The sequence below is a fragment of the Rhizobium sp. CFBP 8762 genome (assembly GCF_014841565.1).
GTDB lineage: Bacteria > Pseudomonadota > Alphaproteobacteria > Rhizobiales > Rhizobiaceae > CFBP-8762.
Genome location: NZ_JACYUD010000008.1, coordinates 191166 through 212558 on the forward strand (window position 1 = coordinate 191166; position 21393 = coordinate 212558).

Consider the following 21393-nt stretch of genomic DNA (forward strand, 5'->3'; position numbering starts at 1 on the left):
CGCCCCTCACTTATCTTTTTTCTTGTACATGGCGAGCATGCGGTGGGTCACCAGGAAGCCCCCGAAAATATTGACCGAGGCCAGGATCAACGCGATGAAACCGAACCCTGTGGCCAGCCCGCTCATGGAAATGCCCACGGCGAGCAATGCACCGACGACGATCACCGAGGAAATAGCGTTGGTAACAGCCATCAGCGGTGTATGCAGGGCTGGCGTTACCGACCACACGACATAGTAACCGACAAAAATGGCCAGCAGGAAAATCGCAAACTGGAAGATGAACGGATCGATAGCACCAACGGACAGGCCATGGGCCGCTGCCCCTGCCATGTCCGGAACGGTCAGGGCCGCATCACGCACACCCTGCACGGCTTGATCCAGATTGTTCAGTGCCCGATCAAGAAACTCATTAGCCATTATAAGCGCCTCCGGCGAATTTGGGATGCACCACCGCGCCAGCGTCGGTCAGCATGGTCGCTTTGACAAGTTCGTCGTCACGGTTGAGGGCCAGCGCCTTGGTGTTTTTGTCGATCATTGTTTCCAGGAAGGTCAGCAGGTTCTTGGCGTAAAGCGCCGAAGCGCTGGCAGCGATGCGGCCGGGAACATTGTTGTAACCGATCACCGTCACGCCTTCGACGTCTGCGACCTCACCCGCCTGCGATCCCTCGATATTGCCACCGCGCTCCACTGCCAGATCGACCGCGACGGAACCGCGTTTCATGGCTTTCAGCATATCGCGCGTGACGAGACGCGGTGCCGGGCGGCCCGGAATCAGCGCCGTTGTGATGACGATATCCTGCTTGGAAATATGGTCTGCAACCAGCGCTGCCTGCTTGGCCTGATACTCCGCCGACATTTCCTTGGCATAACCAGCCGCGGTTTCAGCAGCCTTGAACTCCTCGTCCTCAACGGCGATGAACTTTGCACCCAGCGACGCCACCTGCTCCTTGGCCGCAGGGCGGACATCGGTTGCCGACACCGCAGCACCCAGACGCCGCGCCGTTGCGATGGCTTGCAGCCCTGCAACACCGGCACCCATGACGAACACTTTGGCCGCTGGCACCGTGCCTGCCGCCGTCATCATCATGGGAATTGCACGGTCATAAACCGACGCCGCATCGATCACCGCCTGATAGCCGGCCAGATTCGCCTGCGACGACAGGACGTCCATGGATTGAGCACGCGTGATACGCGGCATCAATTCCATCGCAAACGTTGTCAGTCCCGCGCGCGCCATTTCGGCCAAAGCGTCTTCATGTCCATACGGGTCCATGACGGCAATGACGATTGCGCCGTTCTTGTACGTGGTGATCTCATGCGATGACGGACGCCGAACTTTTAGAACCACGTCGGCACTACCCGCATCGGCTTCATGGCCTATGCGGGCACCCACGGCCTCGTAATCGCTGTCTGCAATACGCGATCGGTCGCCAGCGCCGGATTCGACGACAACATCGAATCCCAGCCCTTTCATTTTCTTCACGGTCTCGGCGGATGCAGAAACGCGGCCTTCGTCAGCGTCTGTTTCCTTCGCCACATAAATGATCACTGTCAAAATTCCCCCTTCTCCGCAGGGCCATCCCCTGCCCAAAGCGCATACCGCAATGCCTGAAGCACCCGTATCGGCTATCCGCGAAGCAGAAATACGCCCGCAATATTCAGGAACACCAACGCGATGAGCGCTGTGATGAACCCGGCGCCCGTGAAGAACCCAATTGCCATGGCAATCAGCAGGGTAACCACGAACATCGTTCCATATTTTGCAGCGGACAAAAAGAAGCCATAGGTCTTCTCATGCTCCGAATAGTCCATCGGCGCGCCCAGTTCGATAGGTCCAGTGGGTTTTTCAGCCATAGCCCGCACTCCATTGTTCATACAACAACCGCAGTGGCCTGATCTGCCATGCGGCATTCATAAGCACCCCAAGGGGCAAAAGACTGTTCCCATTCGCCTTACACAAACCAAACCTTAAGTGCAATGAGAACCGCACACAATTTCCGGTGTGCGGTTCCAGGACGACACGCTTTTACCCGCGCGCACTGTTACGCGCATGGGCGCTGAGCGCAAGCCGCGCGGTGGGGCGAATGGTAAGTGGGGTAAACGGCATGGTTTCCGCACTTTCAAACATCATACGCCGCTCGAACCCTTCGGAATTGAAGAAGGGAAACCGCTTGTAAAGCCACGGACGGATGTCACGAACCCGCGCTGCGAGCAGCGTGAGATCGATGTTGTAATTGCCGCAGTTGGACTGTGGCGTGACCACCGTATCAGCATCGAAAACCCGCTTGTAGAAGGCCGCGTGTTGCGGCTTGACCAGCGACAAACACCGGTCCACATCAAAATGCTCCGAGGCCATGGTTGCAACCCGAAGGGTCAGGTAGGGAATGGCGGGCATTTCACGCAGCACTTCCGGGTCGGCGGCCAGCCGTACGGGATCGATCAGGCTCATGCCCGCATCCAGAAAGCTGTCAATCTCCTCCCCAAACACCGAACCGGACGAACTGATCCGGTGTTGCGGCGTGACATGGTGCACGCGAATGGTGCTGATCAGCCGCTCCTCGTAGTAGATACCGAACACATAGGCATGCGAGTCAAAGTCGATATCGTCGATCAATGTGCTTCCTGACAACGGCAGGATATCGGCCATTCGGTAGGCCTTGAAGCGGATACGGGCGACCTCCTCCATATCCTCCCCGGATTCAACCCGGCGGTACTCCACCCGGTCCAGCAATCGCAACAACTTCTCCGAAAAACGGTCTGTTTCCGTCGGTTTCATATCATGGTTTCCTGAAAGGTTAACAACACGTTAACGTAACAGGAGGGCCATCATTGGTAAGAATTGAATCAAACTATAATAAAGTTTTAACTATTAAGGTTACCGATTAACTATAGTAAAGGTTAACAATACAATTATATATTATAATTTACTGAGATAAAATGATTTTATTTAGCCGAAAGCGACCAGAAGTGCTTTCACGTCTTTGGAAACAACGGGAATGGAAAACACATAACCTTGAACAAGATCGGCACAGTTGTACTTGACCAGAAGCTGTAACTGCGCGTCGGTTTCCACACCTTCCACGACGATTTTCAAGCCCAGTTCGCGGGCCAGATGAACAATGCCGCGCAGAAGCTTGAAGCGGCGACCATCCAGAACGATATCGCGCACGAATGCCCGGTCCACCTTGATGATGTCGACCGGAAGCGCATCCAAGTAGCTGAGGCTGGAATAGCCGGTGCCGAAATCATCAAGCGCAATTGTAATGCCGCGCATGCGCAGCTCTTTCAGAATACCGCTGACTTTCACCGGCTCATCCAGAAGGCAGCTTTCCGTTACCTCCAGATGCAACCGCTCCGCCGGTAGCCCGCTGATCAGCAGAGCGTGCATGACAACCCCGATGATTTTTTCATCCCGGAGGTCGTGCGCTGACAGATTGACAGAGACGGCAATCGAGTCCGGCCAGGTCAGACAGTCACGACAGGCGCGACGCAGCACGAGGGCTGTAATCTCCGAGATAACATTGATTTCCTCGGCAATGCGAATGAACTGGGCGGTGGGCACCTCCCCACGCTCGGGATGCACCCACCGAGACAGCGCCTCGAAGCATTCGACATGGGCCCCATCCGGCGTCGTCATCGGCTGGTAAACCACCGTCAAAGCTTCATTATTGACCGCCGTGCGCAAATCTTCCTTCAGGCTTTGGCGGTCCAGGTAGCGCGCATCCATTTCCGGCACGAAGAGATTGCTGACGCCCTTTTCCTTTGCCTTCGCCTCAAACAAAGCCAGATCCGCGCGGATCTGCATCTCCTCCAACCGGAATTCACCGCGCGGTGCCACAGCATAGCCAGCGCTTAGCGATACGCGAAAAGTTTGGTCCTCCACGGTGTAATCACCCGCCAGAGCGCGATGAAACGCCCGCATGGTCTGATGAATATCCTCATCATTATCGTCATTGGGATAAAATAGCATGAACTCGTCGCCAACCAGCCGACCGACGAGGGCCTTGGCCGCAGCGACCTTCTTGAGCCGTTCGGACACCGCACATAACAGGCTGTCGCCCACCCCGTGCCCACGCACATCGTTCACGTGTTTGAATTCATCGATATCCAGCAGCATGAAGCCAACCGGAGGCTCCGGATCGTCTGTCAGAAGGGCCGCACTGACCAGTTCTCCAAAGTAATCCCGGTTGGCAAGGCCCGTCAGCGTATCATACCGCACCATGTGCAATATTTTCTGATCGGCACGGATGCGGGCCGTGACGTCTTCAAAAATGAGCACAATTCCGCCATCCTCCCTTCGGCTGGCGGAAAATTCCAGATACATATCGCTGGAGAATGGGATGAGCGCACGGGACTGCCCGCCCTGAATGAGATGATCGAGCTGCACCAGAACCCGTTTCAACTGGCCCGCATCCAGAAAGCTGCGGCGCACGCCGTAACGCAACACCACATCCAGATGGCAGTCTTTCAAGCGAGCCTGATCACCCAGATGGAGCATTTCGCAAGCACGCCGGTTGGCCAGCAGAATGCGATGGTCCTTGTCCAGCATGAACAGGCCATGGGTCATGTTGTTCAGGGCCGTATCCAGCCTGTCGGCAATGGTGGCAATTTCGCGGGCGGCCAGAACGTTGCGGTAGAGAAACTCGCGCACACCATTGGCCATGGTGCGTGTCGTCACAATCAACGGCAAAATGAGAACGGCCAGAATGGCCATAAAAATGTCCTGCAAGGCCAGCAGACTGAACACAATCGGCAGACAGGCAGAATAGGTCAGCAGGGAAACGGCTTGTTTCGAGCCGAAATTGCGGCCGACGACTGACACCATCGTTCCGAGTGTTACCGATATGCAGGCAAGCTGCGCGAAGGAGTCACCGGTCACCAGCAGGCTATAGCCGCAGGCAATGCCAAGCACCGCTGTCACACAGAACGCGCCAATATTATAGGTGTTTTCCCAGCGGCGAATGTCCTGCCGGTCAAGCTTTTGCGGGTCCAGCCTATCAAACCGGCGCATTCCAAACATACGGAAAAGCCAGATGACCGCCACCAGAATTGCTGGGACAACATAGGCGGGATCGCGCACTTTGGCGTAGACAAGCAGAAACGTTACGGCATGGGACAGCATACCGATCGTCAGCGTCTGACGCTTTTGGTACAATGAGCTCACGAAGGACCAATAGACGTCCGCCGGTAGCGCACCACGCCCTTCTGCCCTCATTTAAGCTTCGCTCCTGGTTTTGTACGCAGGCTACGCTTGGAGCTTTAAAGAATGCTTGCCGTACGACACATGATTTTTAGGGTATAATCAAGCATTTGCTGCCGGAGTACGCACGTAAGAACCCATTTCGGCATATTCGGTTCCATCACATCCGCTCAAGTTTCTGTCCGTCAGGTCAAATGACATGATTTTTTCGCAAAGAGCTGTATAAGCCGGTCATATATCGAATTGATTCTGGAGCGTTGGATGACCAAGCCTCTCGTCGCCATTCCGGCCGATCTGCGTGAACTGGATGGGGCCTTGTGGCATGCCGTCACGGCACAGTATGTCAACGCGGCTGTGCTGGGGGCCGAGGTCATGCCCGTGCTGGTGCCGGCGCTGGAAAAGGGTGCCGATATCGATGCTCTTCTGGACCGTATGGACGGTGTGTTGATCAGCGGATCACGCTCGAATGTTCATCCGTCCCTGTACAACGGCCAGGCGACCGAGGCACATGGCCCGTTTGATCCCGCCCGCGATGCGACAAGCCTGCCACTGATCGCCCGTGCCATCGAGCGCGGCATACCGTTGCTGGCGATCTGCCGTGGCATACAGGAGCTAAACGTAGCGCTGGGCGGCACGCTCGACAATGAAATACAGGACCTGCCCGACCGCGCCGACCACCGCAAGCCCGAGCACGAGGATCGTGACGTCATGTACGGTATCCGCCATCCGGTCATCGTGGCAGAAGGCACATGCCTTGCCGACGTGCTTGGTGCCGGGCCGGTTCAGGTCAATTCCCTTCACCGTCAGGCCATATCCCAAAAAGCGCCGCGTCTGGCGATTGAAGCCGTGGCCGAAGACGGGACAATCGAAGCCGTGTCCGTCATCGACGCACCCGCCTTTGCCATTGGTGTCCAATGGCATCCGGAATACTGGGTCACGAAAGACGAACCATCCGATAAACTGTTTCGCGCCTTTGGCGATGCGGTTCGCGCTTACGCGAAGGCAAAAGCTGGATAATTATGCCGTTGGGATTTGAGAGCGTTTTAATGGTGTCTCCGGCACCGGCGTCAACGCCTCGCCCTTTTCAAACCAGTTGATAAGGTTATCCACCACCAGATTGGCCATGGCCCGGCGCGTATCCTGCGAAGCAGATGCGACATGCGGCAACAGCGTTGCGTTTGGCAGGTCAATCAGCGCTTGGGGCACATGCGGTTCATCATAGAACACGTCCAGTCCGGCCGCGGCGATCACGCCGGTTTTGAGTGCGTCCACCAGCGCATCCTCGTCCACCGTCCATCCGCGACCTACATTGATCAAGACGCCATTTGAACCCAGCCGGGCAAGAATGTCGGCGTTGATGGTTTTGTGGGTCCAATCGGTTTTGGGTACGATGGCAATCAACGTATCCACCGCTTCCGCCAGTGCTTCCAGACTGTCATAGTAGGTGTAGGTTACATCCTCACGGGGCTTTCGCGTGTGATAAGCGATGGAAACGCTAAAGCCTTCCAGCCGCTTGGCAATAGCCTGACCAATTCTGCCAAGCCCGTACATTCCCACGGTGCGACCACGCAAACTAAGGGGTGTCAGTGGAAAAGCGCCATCTTTTTCCCAGCGACCGGCCCTCAGATACGCTTGCGCCTGCGGGTACTGGCGCACCGTATTCAGCAGCAGACCGATGGTCGTGTCAGCCACTTCCTCGTCCAGCACATCCGGCGTATTGGTCACAACGATGTTTTTCTCGCCCGCATGGCGGGCGTCGATACCGTCATATCCCACACCGAAATTCGCAATGATTTCCAGTGACGCGAAGGCCTCGACAAAATCGGTGGTCAAGCTGCCGGACACGGCGATGCCTTGCACACTGCGCGCCAGATCGTCCGTCATCAAAACCGGATCGGCTTTGGTGATGCGCACCACATCGAACGCAGCGTTCAAGCGTTCTTCGACATGAGGGTGGATTGACCCCGGCACGAGTATCCTGTGTTGCGTCATCGGTTTGTCTCTCCCTTAACGTGCTTACCGTTGCTTGACCGGACCGGTCGACTGGCGGATGCGCATTTCCGGCTTGATCAGATGGATACCATCCGGCTCATGGCTGCCGGACAATTTGTCGAGCAGCGCGCGCGCCGCATTGCGGCCAACCTCCGTTTGCCCGTTTGCAACCGTCGTCAGCGCCGGCGTGGCAATGGAGGCTTCCTCAAGATCGTCATAGCCGGTCACCGATACATCGCGCCCCGGCACCAGACCGGCGCGGGCAATGCCGTTCATCATGCCGATGGCGACCAGATCGTTCCAACAGACCGCCGCTGTCGGTTTTTGCGGCAGAGACAGAAATGTAACCGCCGCCTCAAACCCGCCCAGCTTGGAACGCGGGCCGGGAATGCGCAGTTCCGGGTCCACCTCGATATTCGCCCGGCGCAGTGCGTTAACATAACCCTGATACCGATCCCGGCCCGTAGACGTCTGGTCGGTACCGCCAACCATGGCGATGCAGGTGTGCCCAAGGCTGATCAGATGGTTCGTTGCCAGTGAAATCCCGTAGGAATCATCCCCCCGGAAAATCGGCACATCCAGCCCTTCCACCGAGCGGGCAATCAGAATGGCGGGCATATTGTTGTCTTCCGCCAGCCGGATATCCTCCGGTGGCGTGCCGATGGCGGGCGACATGATCACGCCATCACCACCCAGTTGCAGCAGTGTCTCGATAAAGGTGCGCTGCTTTTCGACCGAATCGTAATGGTTGGACAGAATGAACGTCTGGCGGCTGCGGTCGAGCTCGCTTTCAATGGATTTCAGAATTTCCGCGTAAAACGGGTTCATGATGTCGTGCACCACAACGCCGATGATGCCGGAGCGGGAGGTGCGAAGGCTGGCGGCTCTGCGGTTATAGATATAGCCGAGCGCGCGCGCCTGTTCCTTGATCTTGTCCCGCGTAGCACCGGCTACAAGAGGGCTGTCGCGCAAGGCCAGCGATACGGTTGCGGTGGAAAGACCGAGCGTTTCCGCAATCGTCGACAGCTTGATTTTTTGCGCCAAAAGCCGCTCCTTAGAGCATTGCCAGTAAAAACGGATAGGCTTTTACATCTGGGCAATGCGTCAAAACATAATGTTTAGAGCATTTCTTTCGAACGGGGTGTTCGCAGGGCATGCTCTAAAGGATTCGATAAACTGTTTAAAAAGGAGCTAAACCGTTTAAATCCGTCGAGCAACCCCGATTTTTAAGGTGTCTCGTCAGTTTCCGCAGGTTTCTGCAAATTTTCTTCAACCGTTCTCAAGAGTTTCAGCAGGTTTTTGACCTCCTTGTCGGTCAAACCTTCCAAGGCCCGTGCCTCGGCGGCCTTGCCCGCCTGCTCAATGCCGGACAGAAACGTCCGCCCACCCGCAGTCAGGTACACCTTCGTCAGGCGCGCATCCTCCTCATCGGCGCGGCGCTCCACAAAGGCTTGCGCCTCCATACGGCCGATGGTGCGCGTCATCGTGGGCGCCTTCACGCCAAGCCGTGCCGCCAGTTGCCCCGCCGTCAACCCGTCGGTCTCGGCCAGTGCCAGCATCACGCCGTCCTGTCCGGCATATAACCCGCTTTCCGTAAGGTTGCGTGTCAGCAATGTCCGCATGGACCGGGCCACCTGAACAACAAGACCGCCAAAATCCTGCGCAGTCGTTCCCTGCTCATGTTTTTTGCGGGATGCCTTGTCCTTTTTGCCCGATTTGTTTTTCTTGCCCATTCCCACACCCTGTTGCCTGCGGTTGCTCTCTACCGGCCTGCGAATGTATGACAGATGGAAGCACCGGGGCCAAGCGGAAGCACAGCAATGATACAACCAAATCCACGTTGGGAAGACAATAGTGCAACCCTGACGCCAAATGACCGGCGTGACTGGATCGCCGTTTTGCCGCTGGGTGCGCATGAGCAACATGGACCCCATCTGCCGTTCGATACCGATACGCTGATTGCCGATGGCATCGCCACCCGCACCATCGCCGCCCTTCCACCCGCCCTTCCCGTGACCTTTTTGCCCACCGAGCCGGTCGGCTACTCGCCGGAGCATCTGCATGTGGCTGGCACCCGCTCACTGGCGTTCGATGAGGCCATCAATCGCTGGCTCGGCATTGCCGAGGGACTTCACGCCTCCGGCATCCGCAAATTTGTGATGCTCAATGCCCATGGCGGAAATTCACCGCTCATGACGATTGTCGCGACGGAAGCGCGGATTCATTTTCAGATGCTGGCCGTTGCCACAAGCTGGACCCGCTTCGGCCAGCCCCACGGATGGATTTCGCCGGAGCACAAGGTCATCGACATTCACGGCGGGGATATTGAAACCTCCGTTATGCTGGCACTGCACCCCGACAAGGTGGACATGGGCAAGGCCCAATCCTTCCCTTCGCGCCAGAGCGAATATGCCGCGCGCTTTACCCATCTGCGCGCCTATGGCCCTCATGCGTTCGGCTGGATCATGTCGGACCTGAACGCTGAGGGCGTGGCGGGCGATGCACGTGCAGCGACGGCGGCAAGGGGCGAAGCTTTGCTTGTCCATGCGGTTTCCGGCTTTCTGGCTCTGCTGGCCGATGTCGCCGCTTTCGATGTGAGCGATTTTCGCAAGCTCTAGCAAGGCCAATTGGCAACGCCTATATGAAACACTATAACGCTGTTACCGGCAGCCATTTGCAAGAGGCAATCATGACCGAAACAACCGAGACACCAGCAAAGCCAACCCCCGTCACCGTGATTACTGGCTATCTCGGCGCGGGCAAAACCACGCTGCTGAACCGTATTCTGACTGAAAACCACGGCAAGAAATATGCTGTGATCGTCAACGAATTCGGCGAAATCGGCATCGACAACGATCTGATTGTCGAGTCGGATGAAGAAATTTACGAAATGAACAATGGCTGCATCTGCTGCACCGTGCGCGGAGACCTGATTCGCGTGGTAGAAGGCCTGATGCGCCGCCCCGGTCGCTTTGATGCCATCATCGTGGAAACCACCGGCCTTGCCGATCCCGTTCCCGTTGCGCAGACCTTTTTCATGGACGATGACGTGCGCGCTAAAACCGAGCTGGACGCCGTGATCGCGCTTGTGGATGCCAAGCATCTGCCGTTGCGCTTGAAGGACAGCCGCGAAGCGGAAGATCAGATCGCATTTGCCGATGTGGTTCTCTTGAACAAGACCGACCTGGTATCCCCGGAAGAACTGGCGAAGGTGGAGGCCACGGTCCGCGCCATCAACCCCTATGCCCGTATCCACCGCACCGAGCGCTCCTCCATCGATCTGGGACAGGTTCTGGATCAGGGCGCGTTCAACCTTGAGCGCGCACTGGAAAACGATCCGCATTTCCTTGAGGCGGATGAGCACGATCATGATCACGTCTGCGGTCCGGATTGCAATCATGACCATGGGCATGACCACGGGCATGATCATCATCATCACGATCATCACGATCATGATCACCACCACCACGGCCATGATCACCACGATCACGCCCCTTCGCCCATTCACGACGTTACCGTTCAATCGGTTTCCTTGCGCGGCGGCGAGATGAACCCGGATCGCTTTTTCCCGTGGATTCAGAAGATCACGCAGGCCGAAGGCCCCAACATCCTTCGGCTCAAGGGCATTATCGCCTTCAAGGGCGATGAGGAGCGCTATGTGGTGCAGGGCGTCCACATGATTATCGAGGGCGACCACCAGCGCGCGTGGAAGGACGGCGAGAGGCGTGAAAGCCGCCTCGTCTTCATCGGCCGTGAACTGGACCGCGAACGTCTGGAGCGCACCTTCAACGCCTGCCAGGCATTGGAATAATAGTCGATAGCCCCCGGTATCACTGAACTGATACCGGGCGTTACCGTGAATCAACAGGACAAGCCCTTCATGCCCACAGTTGCCCCTTTCGATCTGGACGATCATGTCCTCTTCGTCACGTTCCTTGGCGATATGCCGGTTTTTGCCGATGCGGCGGGGCGGCTTCACCGGCTGGATCAGGGGCACAAGATCACCGAACTGCATGACGGCATGACCGTGTGCATTCACGATACCGCTACCGATACGCTGCTGACAGGCGGTGAAGATGGCAAGGTGCTGCGGGTAGCGAGCGATGGCTCTGCTGTGGAACTCGGTCAGGTGCCGCGCAAATGGATTTCGCAGCTGGCAAGCGGCCCGCAGGGCACTGTCGCATGGTCCGTAGGCAAGACCGCTCACGTTCGCATGTCGGACGGCACGATCAAGGAGCTATCCGAGGAGCGCACCATTGAAGGTCTGGCGTTTGCGCCAAAGGGTCTGCGTCTTGCCACGGCCCGCTACAATGGCGTCTCCCTGCATTGGGTCGCCACACCCGGCAAGCCGGTGGATCTGGAATGGAAGGGCGCGCATAACGGCGTGACATTTTCGCCCGATGGGCGCTTCATCGTTACTACCATGCAGGAAAACGCGCTTCATGGCTGGAAGCTGGACGTGAAACCCGGCACGGAAGCGCGCCATATGCGCATGACCGGCTACCCCGCCAAGATCAAGTCCGTGTCCTGGTCCGCCAAGGGCAAATGGCTCGCATCGTCCGGCGCGCCTGCCGCCATTGTCTGGCCGTTTTCCGGCAAGGATGGCCCGATGGGCAAGCCACCGCTGGAACTCGGCACCCGCGCCAACATCATGGTTACGTCAGTCAGCTGCCACCCGACCGAAGACCTCGTTGCCATCGGCTTTACCGATGGCATGATTCTGGCTGCCCGCTTTGCCGATAACAAAGAGGTTCTGCTGCGTCGCCCCGGCAAGGGCGCAATCACCGCCATGGCATGGAGCCGCGAAGGCCGCCGCCTGGCTTTTGCGTCTGAAAAGGGTGACTGCGGCGTGGTGGATATTGCGGGTTAACCACTACCGCAAATTCACCAGCCACTGGCCCAAAGCCTGCAAAAACACCTCACGGTCACGGTAACTCCAATGGTCGTCCGTCTTGCTGCGCCATAACGTTGCTTTTGCGGGAGCGGCGGCGCGTATCGCCTCGGCGTGTGCAAACGGCACGACAGCGTCCTTCTCTCCGTGCGCGATGAGCACAGGTACCCGCAGGTTTCGTGCTGCCGAGGCAGCGCTGGCCTGTGTGGGATCCAGGCCATGACGCTTGGCAGCGTCCGCAATAGCAGCCCCGATGATATCATCGGACAATCTGCTGCCGAAGAGCGCATACAAAACCGGCTGCTCTTCGCGTGCAATCGCGCGGACGGGTTGGCCGAGCGACAACACATCCCTTGGCGCGGACATGGCGACGACGCCGCGAACGCGCGGGTCATGCGCTGCGGTTTGAATGGCAACTGCCGCGCCATAGGAGTGGCCAAGCAAGACATAATCGCCCCTGCCGAACCCGCGGCGTTGCGCATCATCCATCATCTGCTTCACGTCCTGCTTGTCATAAATGCCATTGGACGCCACATCCCCTGTGGACGCGCCAAACCCCCGCAAATCCGGCGATAGTATTGTGTAACCCCGGCACAACAGCGCAGCATAGACATTGCGCATATCCGTTCCGTGACGGACGGAGTTTCGTGACCAACCATGAAGCAGAACCGCTACGCGGCTCTTGTCTGAAGCCCTCTCGCAAGGCGTCATCCCCGACGGCAATGCCTTACGCAACCGTTGAAATCGAACCTCTGTCGGGCGGGTAACCCAATAGGCCAGTGTTGCCTTTGGAGGACCGACAGAGACCGTATAAGCCTCGTCAAGCAAAGTGCGATCAAACCTGTAATAATCAAGATCAACCATTGTCCGTCCACCATTGGGTGGCTCCAGCACAGCCCGTTCCACGCGTGCCTGCAACAGCGGATCGATCATTGCGCAACCGGACAAGGTTAGTATGAGAATAAAAACAATAAGATGATTCATGCCGCCTCCCGTGAGAATACTCTCGGAAGCAACTATGTCTTAATTAGGGTTTTATAATTTACGGAAGTGGTGCCGGCTGATCTGATAACGTCCGCAGGTATAAAATCAGGTTGGCACGGTCCTGTGTATTTTTGACTCCGCTGTAAGTCATCGTCGTTCCCGGCAGATAGGTACGGGGCGCTGCCAGAAAAGCGTCCAGCGACGCAAAGTCCCAGAGATGGCCGTCCCGGCCTCGTTTGCGCATCGCACCGGAATAGGTTGCGGTGGGAATAGCAGCCGCGCGACGGTTGACGATATTCCACAGATTGGGTCCGGCCAAAGCTCGCCCGCCCTTTTCGATCGTGTGACAGCGCTGGCACCTGCCGATCAATCCGGATGCCTGACTGGCATCCCCCGTTGCCAGACGTTCGGTCAGGCTCTTCGTGGCACCGGGATCGGGGCGCTCGTCGTCATCCTGACCCGGCCAGAGCAACAGCGTCGCGATGACACAAACCATCACGCTGCCCGCAACCACAATAAAGATTTTGGAGGGTGACATGAGCGCCGTGTTTCAGTTGGCCTGTTGCCGGGACGGAATTTGAGATATACTCCCCTTATCAACCAGAGCACATAGCGAGGTTTGGCATGCTGGACCAGTTGAAAGAACGTCGCAGGCAGGAAGCGAAGCGAGATCACTGGGCAATGCTGCGCTTCATGGCGACCAATGCTGCTTTCGGCATGGTGCTTGGCATTGTTGTGGCGGGTGTTCTGGTCTATTTTGATCTCGGCGGAATTGGCACACAACTGGGCCACTCGCAAAACCCCATACTGGTGTTTCTGATGCTATCCCTGCCGCTGGCATCCGTCTTTGGCGGCGCGGTGCTGACCTCAGCCATCATGTTGATGCCCTACAAAAAATGATGCGCCGCGCAACTGTCGATGACGCCGCCAATCTCGCAGCTTTGTCTATTCAGGTCTGGTTGCATACCTATGCGACCCAGGGCATCCGGCACGAACTGTCAAACTACGTTCTGACGGAATTGACAGAAGTGGCCTTCGCATCGGCTTTGGCCGATCCGGCCGAACGCTTCACGCTGTATGAACGGAACGGCCATGTCCTCGGCTTCATTCGTCTGAAAACCGGCAGCGTCTGCCCTACGGACCCTGACTGCACGACCGAAATCGTCACACTTTACGTTCAGTCTCATTTTGTTGGTCAAGGTATCGGCGCTGACTTGCTGCGGCACGCGCTCTCTGGGTGCGAAACCGACTCAGTTTGGCTAACTGTTTACCACGGCAACACACGCGCTATCAGCTTCTACAAACGCGAGGGTTTCACATCGATAGGGTCAACATGGTTTGAACTCGGTACTGAAAAGCACGAAAACATCATCATGCAAAAGCAAACGGTGGCACTTGGCCACCGTTTACATTAGGAATTCGGTTCAGGCGGCTCTGCGCTGCGGCTGGCGCTCCAGCATGGCACCGCTGGCCGTCAACATGCCCGCAGCATCGGCCAGATAACCATCCTTCAGTTCCAGACCCAGAAAACGCGACCGTTCGAACGGGCCGGGCATCACCAGATGCTGGGCATGGCGGGCGAAAAAGCCGAAACGTTCGTAGTAAGGGGCATCCCCCACCAGCAGTACAGCACCATGGCCGCGCTTTGCAGCTTCGCCAATGGCAGCGCGCATCAGGCTGGAACCTACACCCTGCCCTTCAAAGCTTGAATCCACCGCCAGTGGCCCAAGCAGCAAGGCTCGCACGGTTTCGCCTCCAGCATTCACGCCGGCTGAAACATGCCACAAACGCACGGTGCCGATAACGTGACCATCGCGGTCGCGCGCTACCAGCGCTAAACCTTCCGCAGGCACACGATTGCGGCGCAGCGTTTCGGAAGACTTGCGGCGGCGCTCCGGGCCCATGGCGCGGTCCAGCAGACGCTCGCGCGCCACGACATCGCCAGCGTTTTCAACATCGATGGTAAACGCGGCTTCGCCAAGGAAAGCGCGTGCAGTGTCAACAACAGCGGCCATGAAAGCCTCCCGCTATTAAACGTAAAGATAATTGTGAAAGGGAGCGCCGATTTGTTACGGCGCTCTTTTGATTAGATAACGTAGGACTTCAAGGGCTCGAAGCCGTTGAATGCCACCGCCGAATAGGTGGTGGTGTAAGCCCCTGTACCTTCAATCAGCACTTCGTCACCAATCGTCAGCGTGACCGGCATCGGGTATGGCTTCTTTTCGTAAAGCACGTCGGCACTGTCGCAGGTCGGGCCAGCCAGAACGCAGGGCTCCATCGCGTCGCCATCGCGCTCGGTCCGGATGGAGTAGCGAATGGCTTCGTCCATCGTTTCTGCCAAACCACCGAACTTGCCGATGTCGAGGAAAACCCAGCGCACATCGTCATTGTCCGACTTCTTGGAGACCAGCACCACTTCCGCCTTGATCACACCGGCATTGCCAACCATGCCACGGCCGGGCTCGATGATGGTTTCCGGCAGCTTGTTGCCGAAATGCTTGCGCAGCGCACCATAGATGGCCTGACCGTAGGCTTCTGCCGTCGGTACATCCTTGAGGTACTTGGTCGGGAAGCCCCCACCCATGTTCACCATTTTCAATTCAATGCCCTGCTTGGCAAGCGAAACGAACACGCGCTTGGCATCGCCCAAAGCGGCATCCCAGGCATCCAGCTTGGTCATCTGCGAACCGACATGGAACGACACGCCGTAGGACACGAGGCCGAGCTGGTGGGCGTAGACGAGAACGTCGACAGCCATCTGCGGAACGCAGCCAAACTTGCGCGACAGCGGCCATTCAGCGCCTTCGCCATCGGTCAGAACGCGGCAGAACACGCGTGCGCCGGGGGCTGCACGGGCCACTTTTTCAACTTCTTCATGGCTATCGACCGCAAACAGGCAAACACCGAGCGCGAAAGCGCGGGCCACATCACGCTCTTTCTTGATCGTGTTGCCGTAGGATACGCGTGCAGGTGTCGCACCAGCGGCCAGCGCCATTTCGATTTCAGCGACGGACGCGCAATCAAAATTGGAACCCATGCCTGCCAACAGCTTCAGGATTTCCGGTGCCGGGTTTGCCTTCACCGCGTAGTAAATGGCGCTATCGGGCATGGCGTGACGGAACGCTTTGAAATTGTCCTGCACAACGTCAAGGTCGACCACAAGGCATGGACCTTCCGGGCGCTGGGTGGTGATGAAGTCGCGAATGCGTGCCGTTGTTGTCATAGAACTGATCCATTCCAAAGATCCGGGAAAACCGGGCCAGAACAACCGGAAAACCGGGGTGGACAAAGAGTTGAGTCAGCAACGCTTCCGAACCAGCCTGTGGAGACCCTGGAACAGAACGCATCGCGTGACCGCGATAGTTTGAACCGCACACTCTGTCAGGAGAATGTGGTTCGGCTTTGTCTGCCTTGGATTGGGAGGGTGAACCTACCGCACGTCGGCAATGATGGTGTGCCTCTTCAGTAACCCCGGCTGTTGGAAAGCCGGCAGAGAACCAGAAAGGCCCGCACCGTCGTTGCTTCATATGTCCTCGCCATCCCGGTTGGCCGGGAAAACGACTGGAGGGGTTAGTTCCAGGTACCTTACCGATTTCCTCACCTTGTCGAGGAAGCGGCGGACACACATGGGCACGTGCGACTTTGGGCAAGGCGGAGATATGAAAAATCTTTGTCGCAATCAAGACCTAATTTCAGTGAAGCCGAATTTTTTTCGTTGCCTGTTGGGCGCGCATCGTTCACATTTCATGAACAATTGCTTTTATGACGGGATGCAACACTTTATGGACACTCTGACACGCATGCGCGCTTTCATCGATGTGGTTGATGCACAAGGGTTTTCTGCCGCAGCACGCAAGGTTGGGCGCTCCAAGGCGCTGCTGTCAAAATATGTTCGCGAGCTGGAAGACGAGCTGGGTGCGCTGCTGTTGAATCGCACCACCCGACAATTTTCTTTGACCGAATCCGGCAATACCTACTACCGCACCGCATCGGAAATTCTGAAGGAGATCGACAGCCTGTCCGATCTGGTTCGAGAGAACAATACCGACCTCAAAGGACGACTCAAAATTTCAGCACCACGCACCTTTGTCGACGCGGAAATCGGCCAGTCATTGATTGATTTCGGGCGCGAACATCCAGAGCTTTCGCTGGAAATCGTGTCCGATGACCGTTTCGTCGATCTGGTGGAAGAAGGGTTCGATGTTGCCATCCGCATCACCCGGCTGGAAGACTCCGGCCTGATTGCGCGCAAGCTCGATGACTTTTCCCTCAAAATGTGTGTAACGCCGGAGTTTCTGGAGCGGGTGGGTGAAATCAAGCATCCGAGCGATCTGGCCCGCCTGCCCTGTATCATCGATACCAACGGCCGCTCTCACAACAACTGGCGTTTCGTCGATCCCGCCTCGGGTGCAGGGTTCAGCGTACCGGTCAGCGGCCATATCGAGGTCAACAGCCCCATCGCAGCCGTTCGTGCCGCAACCACTGGTCTGGGCGTGGCGCAGGTGCCGGAATTCATCGCGCGCTCCAAGATTGCCGAGGGCACGCTGGTGGCCGTGCTGGATGAATATCTGCCGACTGACCGGGGGATATACGCAATATATCCGCACCGCCGCTATCTTCCGGCCAAAGTTCGCACACTGGTTGACTTTCTCCACAGCTGGTTTCGTAAAAACAGTCAAACAGATGCGTTACGTAATTCCGTCTAATTTGGCAGCCAAGAGCAATTTATGAAAACCGTGTTTCTGACCACCGCCACATTGCTGCCTGCGTTGCTTTATGCGCCGCTATCGGCACTGGCACATCCTCATATCTTCGCCGAAGCCCGCCTTGAGGTAATGGCTGGCGAGAACGGCGCCATTTCCGAGCTGCGCGATGTCTGGCGCTTTGACGAAATGTTTTCCGCCAGCGTGCTGATGGATTTCGACAAGAATGCCAACACGAAGCTGGACCCGGAAGAACTGGCGGAAGTCAGCAAGACGGTGCTGGAATCGCTGGAAGAGTATAATTATTACACGTCTATTACGCAGGACGGCAAAAACATTCCCGTCCTCAAGCCGGATACCATCCATGTGGATTTTCAGGATGGACGGCTTCTGATGTTCTTTTCCGTCAAGCCGAGCCAGCCGATGCCAATCAAGGGCCGTATGACATTCGGGGTCTGGGACCCCACCATGTATACGGCTATGGATTTCACCAAGGACGACGATCTCGTTGCCACTGGCCCGCAGTTTGCCTCTTGTAAAAAGCAGGTTGTGCGGCCCGATCCCGATGAGGTTCTGGCACAAAATCAGGCCAACCTGACGGATGCATTTTTCAATGACCCAACCGGCACCGACATGTCAAAAATGTTTGCGACCCGCCTTGAGGTAACATGCTGAAACTGAAACCTGTTACCGTGCTGGCCGCTGTGTGTGTGCTGGTGCTGTATTCCCACTCTGCGTTCGCGCAATCGCCTCTGGGTATAGGCAGCGCGGAACCGGCCTTTCAGACCGGCGGTCTGTTTGGCTCGTTCTTCGCCTGGATCAACCAGCATCAGCAAAGCTTTTACCGCGCCCTGAATGCCGGGCTGAAAGACATGCGGGATAATCCCTGGAGCGCCGCGTGGCCGCTGATTGGCATCTCCTTCGCCTATGGCGTGTTCCACGCCGCTGGCCCCGGGCACGGCAAGGCCGTCATCTCATCCTATATGATAGCCAATGAAATCCAGTTGAAACGCGGCATTGTGCTGTCCTTCGTTTCCTCGCTGTTGCAAGGTCTGGTGGCCGTTCTGGTGGTGGGGGCTGCTTATCTGGTGCTGCGCGGAACCTCGATCACCATGACGCAGGCGACGCAATTTCTGGAGATTGCAAGCTTTGCCCTGGTTGCTGCCTTTGGCGCGTGGCTGCTGTTCAAGAAAATCCGCTCGCTACTGGCCCGCCCGGCATCGGTCGACGTTGCCTGCAATGCTTCGTCCAGTTTTAGCGCTTCTTCCGCACTCACGGGTGCACGCGGGCCGGTCAAGCTCAGCTACCGTCATGAGACCATCGGCGAGAACGAAGCCTGTGCCGTCTGCGGCAACAGCCATGCCGCCGACCCCCACTTGCTCAGTGGTGAGCGTTTCAATCTGCGTGAAGCGTGGTCGGCAATCATCGCAGTCGGCCTTCGGCCGTGCTCGGGTGCGCTGATCGTTCTGTCCTTCGCACTGCTGAACGGACTGTATGGCGCGGGGTTGCTATCCGTGTTCGCCATGTCGATTGGTACGGCCATCACCGTATCGGTGCTGGCCACGATGGCCGTTCTGGCCAAGGGGCTGGCACTGCGATTTGTCAGGACCGGGTCCACCGCATCGCTGGTAACCCACGGCATTGAGATTGCCGGGGCGCTTCTGGTGCTGGTTCTGGGGCTGACGCTTCTGGGTGCCGCGCTAACGGCTTAGAGCATATCCGAAGATTATGCTCTAAAGCCCGCGCCGACGCTGGTAGCGCGCCCGTAGCCAGAAGATCAGGAAAAACGCCAGCACGAAGCCCGTGCCGACGACGGCTGCAAGCCAGGGGGAAATCTGGCCGAGATCGATCATGATCGTCGGCAAGAGGAAGAATGCAAAGCCGACGATCAGCAGAATGATGGCCGCAGCCCACGCAGGAGACCGGGGTTGCTTGTCTAACTGGCTCACGCCTCACCCCCATCGGTCAGGCTGGCACGGATATCCTGCAATCGGCGTTTCTGAACGCCGTCTTCGCCAATATTTTCTCGGGCCAGCCAGAGATCGAAAGCTCGGGCCAGCAGGGGCCACTCGCCGTCAATCATGGAGAACCACGCGGTATCCCGATTGGCACCCTTGGAAATCATGTGCTGTCGGAAAACGCCTTCGAAGGTAAAGCCCAGCCGTTCTGCTGCCCGTTTGCTGGCGAGGTTGCCATTGTGGCACTTCCACTCGTAACGGCGGTAACCAAGATCTTCGAACGCATGTTTGGCCATCAGGTAGTGGACTTCGGTGGAGAGCGGCGAGCGGGCCATGTCCGGACCGTGAATGACTCCACCCACTTCCACTGAACCATTGGCCGGGTCGGCGCGCATATAGTTGGCCATTCCCACGACTTGACCGGTGGCATTATCGCGGAAAACCTGTGCCACCCAGCCATTGGTCTTGTTGGTTTCAAGCCAAGCGGCGAAATCGTCTATCGAGCCAAAATCATCTTGCGTAAAATAGGTCAGCAGCGGGTTGATCCCTTGCTTACCACCAAAGGCATCCCAAAGCGCTTGCACATGGGCATCGCGATCATAGGGCAGCAGGCTCACAAACCGGCCCGTTGCAGTGATTGCGGCAGGGGCAGCGCAGCCCTTCCAATGTGCCAGATTGTCCATGGTGTCCTCCCGTTGGAGGTTCTGGATAGGGCAGGTTGCATACGCACGCAACAAAAATGAGGGGGCAGCCCCCTGTTCGCAATCAAGGCCGCCCCTTTTGCCGTGTCAGACGTGCGCTGCGGAGACCGTGGCTTCCACGTGGTCGACCAACGCATCAGCCATACCGAGGCGACCCGCCAGCAGATCGAGATAGCCGCGCTCGGCACGGTTATCCGCATTCACCGTCAGGCGCGATGCGGTGTAAAGCTCAACGCGCTGCTCTTCGCTTTTACAAGCAGCAACAATCGCGTCGATATCGATCGGGTTTGCCAGTTCCTTTTCAAGGAAGGCTTCCGCCTCGCTTCCGAGACCGGACACACTCAGCTTTTCCATGATACGGGTGCGCTCTTCGGCATCCACATGGCCATCGGCCTTGGAGGCCGCAATCATTGCGCGCACCAGCACCAGGGCGAAATCATCATCCATGGAATTCAGGTCCGGATGGAAGCCGGAGTCGGCTGGCGGCGCTGGCAGGTGTTGAATGGGCTGCGCGGTTGCGGGGTCGGCCGGTGCCTGTCCAGCCTGATAGCTCTGGTAAGCCTTATAGGCCAGCCCAGCAATTGCCGCCAGGCCACCCATCTGAATTGCGGGACCGGCCATTTTGCGGCCAGCACCCGTGCCAAACAAAACGGCAGCAAGACCCGCAGCCTTGCCGGGGTTATTGCGGATCATGTCGATTGCCTGATTGGCCGTGTCGCGCAGGTTGCCACCGCCGAGCGCGCTGCCCAAGCCACCCAAGCCACCAAGACCGCCGCCGGACGACTGGCCGGACTGTGTATTCTGATCCTGCCGGTCGGATGAACCACCGCCAAACAAGCCGCCCATCGACTGACCGCCCGCGGACTGGCCACTACGGGACCTGTCACCAGACTGACCACCCAGAAACTGTTCCAGCAATTTTTTCGGATCCAACATTGTCGCCTTGCTCCATTCGTTATTCAGG

24 protein-coding genes are annotated in these 21393 nt (G+C 57.5%); 9 read left to right on the forward strand and 15 right to left on the reverse strand.

Annotated elements, in window-relative coordinates; genetic code table 11:
• Positions 1 to 6 precede the first annotated feature (6 nt).
• The 5 genes from IFT84_RS17905 to IFT84_RS17925 form a co-directional block, all read right to left on the reverse strand.
• Positions 7 to 417 (reverse strand): proton-translocating transhydrogenase family protein, encoded by a 411-nt coding sequence (locus IFT84_RS17905; protein ID WP_192121876.1) that lies wholly within the window; start codon positions 415 to 417, stop codon positions 7 to 9.
• On the reverse strand, positions 410 to 1555 hold the full coding sequence (locus tag IFT84_RS17910; RefSeq protein ID WP_192121878.1) for a Re/Si-specific NAD(P)(+) transhydrogenase subunit alpha: 1146 nt from the start codon (positions 1553 to 1555) through the stop codon (positions 410 to 412). Before IFT84_RS17910 ends, IFT84_RS17905 begins: the two co-directional genes overlap by 8 nt.
• Positions 1556 to 1626: 71 nt before the next feature.
• Entirely contained in the window at positions 1627 to 1854 is a 228-nt protein-coding gene (locus IFT84_RS17915) for an aa3-type cytochrome c oxidase subunit IV (protein WP_192121880.1), read from the reverse strand.
• 172 nt (positions 1855 to 2026) lie between these two features.
• Positions 2027 to 2776, reverse strand: a complete 750-nt coding sequence (locus IFT84_RS17920) for an N-acyl amino acid synthase FeeM domain-containing protein (RefSeq protein WP_192121882.1) — start codon at positions 2774 to 2776, stop codon at positions 2027 to 2029.
• 171 nt (positions 2777 to 2947) lie between these two features.
• On the reverse strand, positions 2948 to 5215 hold the full coding sequence (locus IFT84_RS17925; protein WP_192121885.1) for a putative bifunctional diguanylate cyclase/phosphodiesterase: 2268 nt from the start codon (positions 5213 to 5215) through the stop codon (positions 2948 to 2950).
• Positions 5216 to 5461: 246 nt separating this feature from the next.
• Between IFT84_RS17925 and IFT84_RS17930 the strand changes: the two genes are divergently transcribed.
• Positions 5462 to 6217, forward strand: coding sequence for a gamma-glutamyl-gamma-aminobutyrate hydrolase family protein (locus tag IFT84_RS17930; protein ID WP_192121887.1), 756 nt, complete (start codon positions 5462 to 5464; stop codon positions 6215 to 6217).
• Here the strand turns inward: IFT84_RS17930 and IFT84_RS17935 are convergent, their stop codons facing one another.
• The 3 genes from IFT84_RS17935 to IFT84_RS17945 form a co-directional block, all read right to left on the reverse strand.
• Entirely contained in the window at positions 6218 to 7192 is a 975-nt protein-coding gene (locus tag IFT84_RS17935; RefSeq protein ID WP_192121889.1) for a 2-hydroxyacid dehydrogenase, read from the reverse strand.
• A gap of 24 nt (positions 7193 to 7216) precedes the next feature.
• On the reverse strand, positions 7217 to 8236 hold the full coding sequence (locus tag IFT84_RS17940) for a LacI family DNA-binding transcriptional regulator (protein WP_192121891.1): 1020 nt from the start codon (positions 8234 to 8236) through the stop codon (positions 7217 to 7219).
• A 182-nt stretch (positions 8237 to 8418) separates the two neighbouring features.
• Entirely contained in the window at positions 8419 to 8925 is a 507-nt protein-coding gene (locus tag IFT84_RS17945; protein WP_192121893.1) for a MarR family winged helix-turn-helix transcriptional regulator, read from the reverse strand.
• Positions 8926 to 9012: 87 nt separating this feature from the next.
• On the opposite strand from IFT84_RS17945, the gene IFT84_RS17950 reads away from it, so the two are divergent.
• The 3 genes from IFT84_RS17950 (at position 9013) to IFT84_RS17960 (ending at position 12062) form a co-directional block, all read left to right on the forward strand.
• Positions 9013 to 9810, forward strand: a complete 798-nt coding sequence (locus IFT84_RS17950) for a creatininase family protein (protein ID WP_192121895.1) — start codon at positions 9013 to 9015, stop codon at positions 9808 to 9810.
• Positions 9811 to 9881: 71 nt separating this feature from the next.
• A complete protein-coding gene (locus IFT84_RS17955) occupies positions 9882 to 11003 on the forward strand; it encodes a CobW family GTP-binding protein (RefSeq protein ID WP_192121897.1) in 1122 nt (373 codons plus the stop codon).
• A 69-nt stretch (positions 11004 to 11072) separates the two neighbouring features.
• The gene (locus tag IFT84_RS17960) at positions 11073 to 12062 is read left to right on the forward strand and encodes a WD40 repeat domain-containing protein (protein ID WP_192121899.1); all 990 of its coding nucleotides are present in this window, start codon (positions 11073 to 11075) and stop codon (positions 12060 to 12062) included.
• A 3-nt stretch (positions 12063 to 12065) separates the two neighbouring features.
• Here the strand turns inward: IFT84_RS17960 and IFT84_RS17965 are convergent, their stop codons facing one another.
• Together IFT84_RS17965 and IFT84_RS17970 are read right to left on the reverse strand one after the other, a co-directional pair.
• Positions 12066 to 13067, reverse strand: coding sequence for an alpha/beta hydrolase (locus tag IFT84_RS17965; protein WP_192121901.1), 1002 nt, complete (start codon positions 13065 to 13067; stop codon positions 12066 to 12068).
• A 58-nt stretch (positions 13068 to 13125) separates the two neighbouring features.
• Positions 13126 to 13605 (reverse strand): c-type cytochrome, encoded by a 480-nt coding sequence (locus IFT84_RS17970; RefSeq protein ID WP_192121903.1) that lies wholly within the window; start codon positions 13603 to 13605, stop codon positions 13126 to 13128.
• 86 nt (positions 13606 to 13691) lie between these two features.
• Here IFT84_RS17970 and IFT84_RS17975 point away from each other — a divergent pair, with 86 nt between their 5' ends.
• Both IFT84_RS17975 and IFT84_RS17980 read left to right on the forward strand, forming a co-directional pair.
• On the forward strand, positions 13692 to 13967 hold the full coding sequence (locus tag IFT84_RS17975; protein ID WP_192121905.1) for a hypothetical protein: 276 nt from the start codon (positions 13692 to 13694) through the stop codon (positions 13965 to 13967).
• Positions 13964 to 14482 carry a GNAT family N-acetyltransferase gene (locus IFT84_RS17980; protein ID WP_206757419.1) on the forward strand — a complete coding sequence of 173 codons (519 nt, stop codon included), beginning with the start codon at positions 13964 to 13966 and terminating at the stop codon, positions 14480 to 14482. Before IFT84_RS17975 ends, IFT84_RS17980 begins: the two co-directional genes overlap by 4 nt.
• Before the next feature lie 9 nt (positions 14483 to 14491).
• Here IFT84_RS17980 and IFT84_RS17985 read toward each other — a convergent pair whose 3' ends face one another.
• Together IFT84_RS17985 and odc2 are read right to left on the reverse strand one after the other, a co-directional pair.
• Complete coding sequence (locus IFT84_RS17985; protein ID WP_192121909.1) at positions 14492 to 15082, reverse strand: GNAT family N-acetyltransferase; 591 nt, start codon at positions 15080 to 15082, stop codon at positions 14492 to 14494.
• A 71-nt stretch (positions 15083 to 15153) separates the two neighbouring features.
• Positions 15154 to 16290, reverse strand: coding sequence for an ornithine/lysine decarboxylase (gene odc2, locus IFT84_RS17990; RefSeq protein WP_192121911.1), 1137 nt, complete (start codon positions 16288 to 16290; stop codon positions 15154 to 15156).
• 559 nt (positions 16291 to 16849) lie between these two features.
• Between odc2 and IFT84_RS17995 the strand changes: the two genes are divergently transcribed.
• From IFT84_RS17995 to IFT84_RS18005, 3 genes are read left to right on the forward strand one after another with little or no spacing between them, the layout of a single operon-like run.
• Positions 16850 to 17773 carry a LysR family transcriptional regulator gene (locus IFT84_RS17995; protein WP_192121913.1) on the forward strand — a complete coding sequence of 308 codons (924 nt, stop codon included), beginning with the start codon at positions 16850 to 16852 and terminating at the stop codon, positions 17771 to 17773.
• Between the two features lie 21 nt (positions 17774 to 17794).
• The gene (locus tag IFT84_RS18000; protein ID WP_192121914.1) at positions 17795 to 18445 is read left to right on the forward strand and encodes a DUF1007 family protein; all 651 of its coding nucleotides are present in this window, start codon (positions 17795 to 17797) and stop codon (positions 18443 to 18445) included.
• Complete coding sequence (locus tag IFT84_RS18005) at positions 18439 to 19482, forward strand: nickel/cobalt transporter (RefSeq protein WP_192121916.1); 1044 nt, start codon at positions 18439 to 18441, stop codon at positions 19480 to 19482. The genes IFT84_RS18000 and IFT84_RS18005 overlap by 7 nt, the downstream gene beginning before the upstream one ends.
• Before the next feature lie 21 nt (positions 19483 to 19503).
• On the opposite strand, the gene IFT84_RS18010 is transcribed toward IFT84_RS18005, so the two are convergent.
• The 3 genes from IFT84_RS18010 to IFT84_RS18020 all read right to left on the reverse strand — a co-directional run bounded on the left by IFT84_RS18010 (position 19504) and on the right by IFT84_RS18020 (position 21365).
• On the reverse strand, positions 19504 to 19719 hold the full coding sequence (locus tag IFT84_RS18010; protein ID WP_192121918.1) for a hypothetical protein: 216 nt from the start codon (positions 19717 to 19719) through the stop codon (positions 19504 to 19506).
• A complete protein-coding gene (locus IFT84_RS18015; protein WP_192121920.1) occupies positions 19716 to 20411 on the reverse strand; it encodes a GNAT family N-acetyltransferase in 696 nt (231 codons plus the stop codon). The genes IFT84_RS18010 and IFT84_RS18015 overlap by 4 nt, the downstream gene beginning before the upstream one ends.
• 105 nt (positions 20412 to 20516) lie before the next feature.
• A complete protein-coding gene (locus IFT84_RS18020; protein ID WP_244651268.1) occupies positions 20517 to 21365 on the reverse strand; it encodes a tellurite resistance TerB family protein in 849 nt (282 codons plus the stop codon).
• Positions 21366 to 21393: the final 28 nt, after the last annotated feature.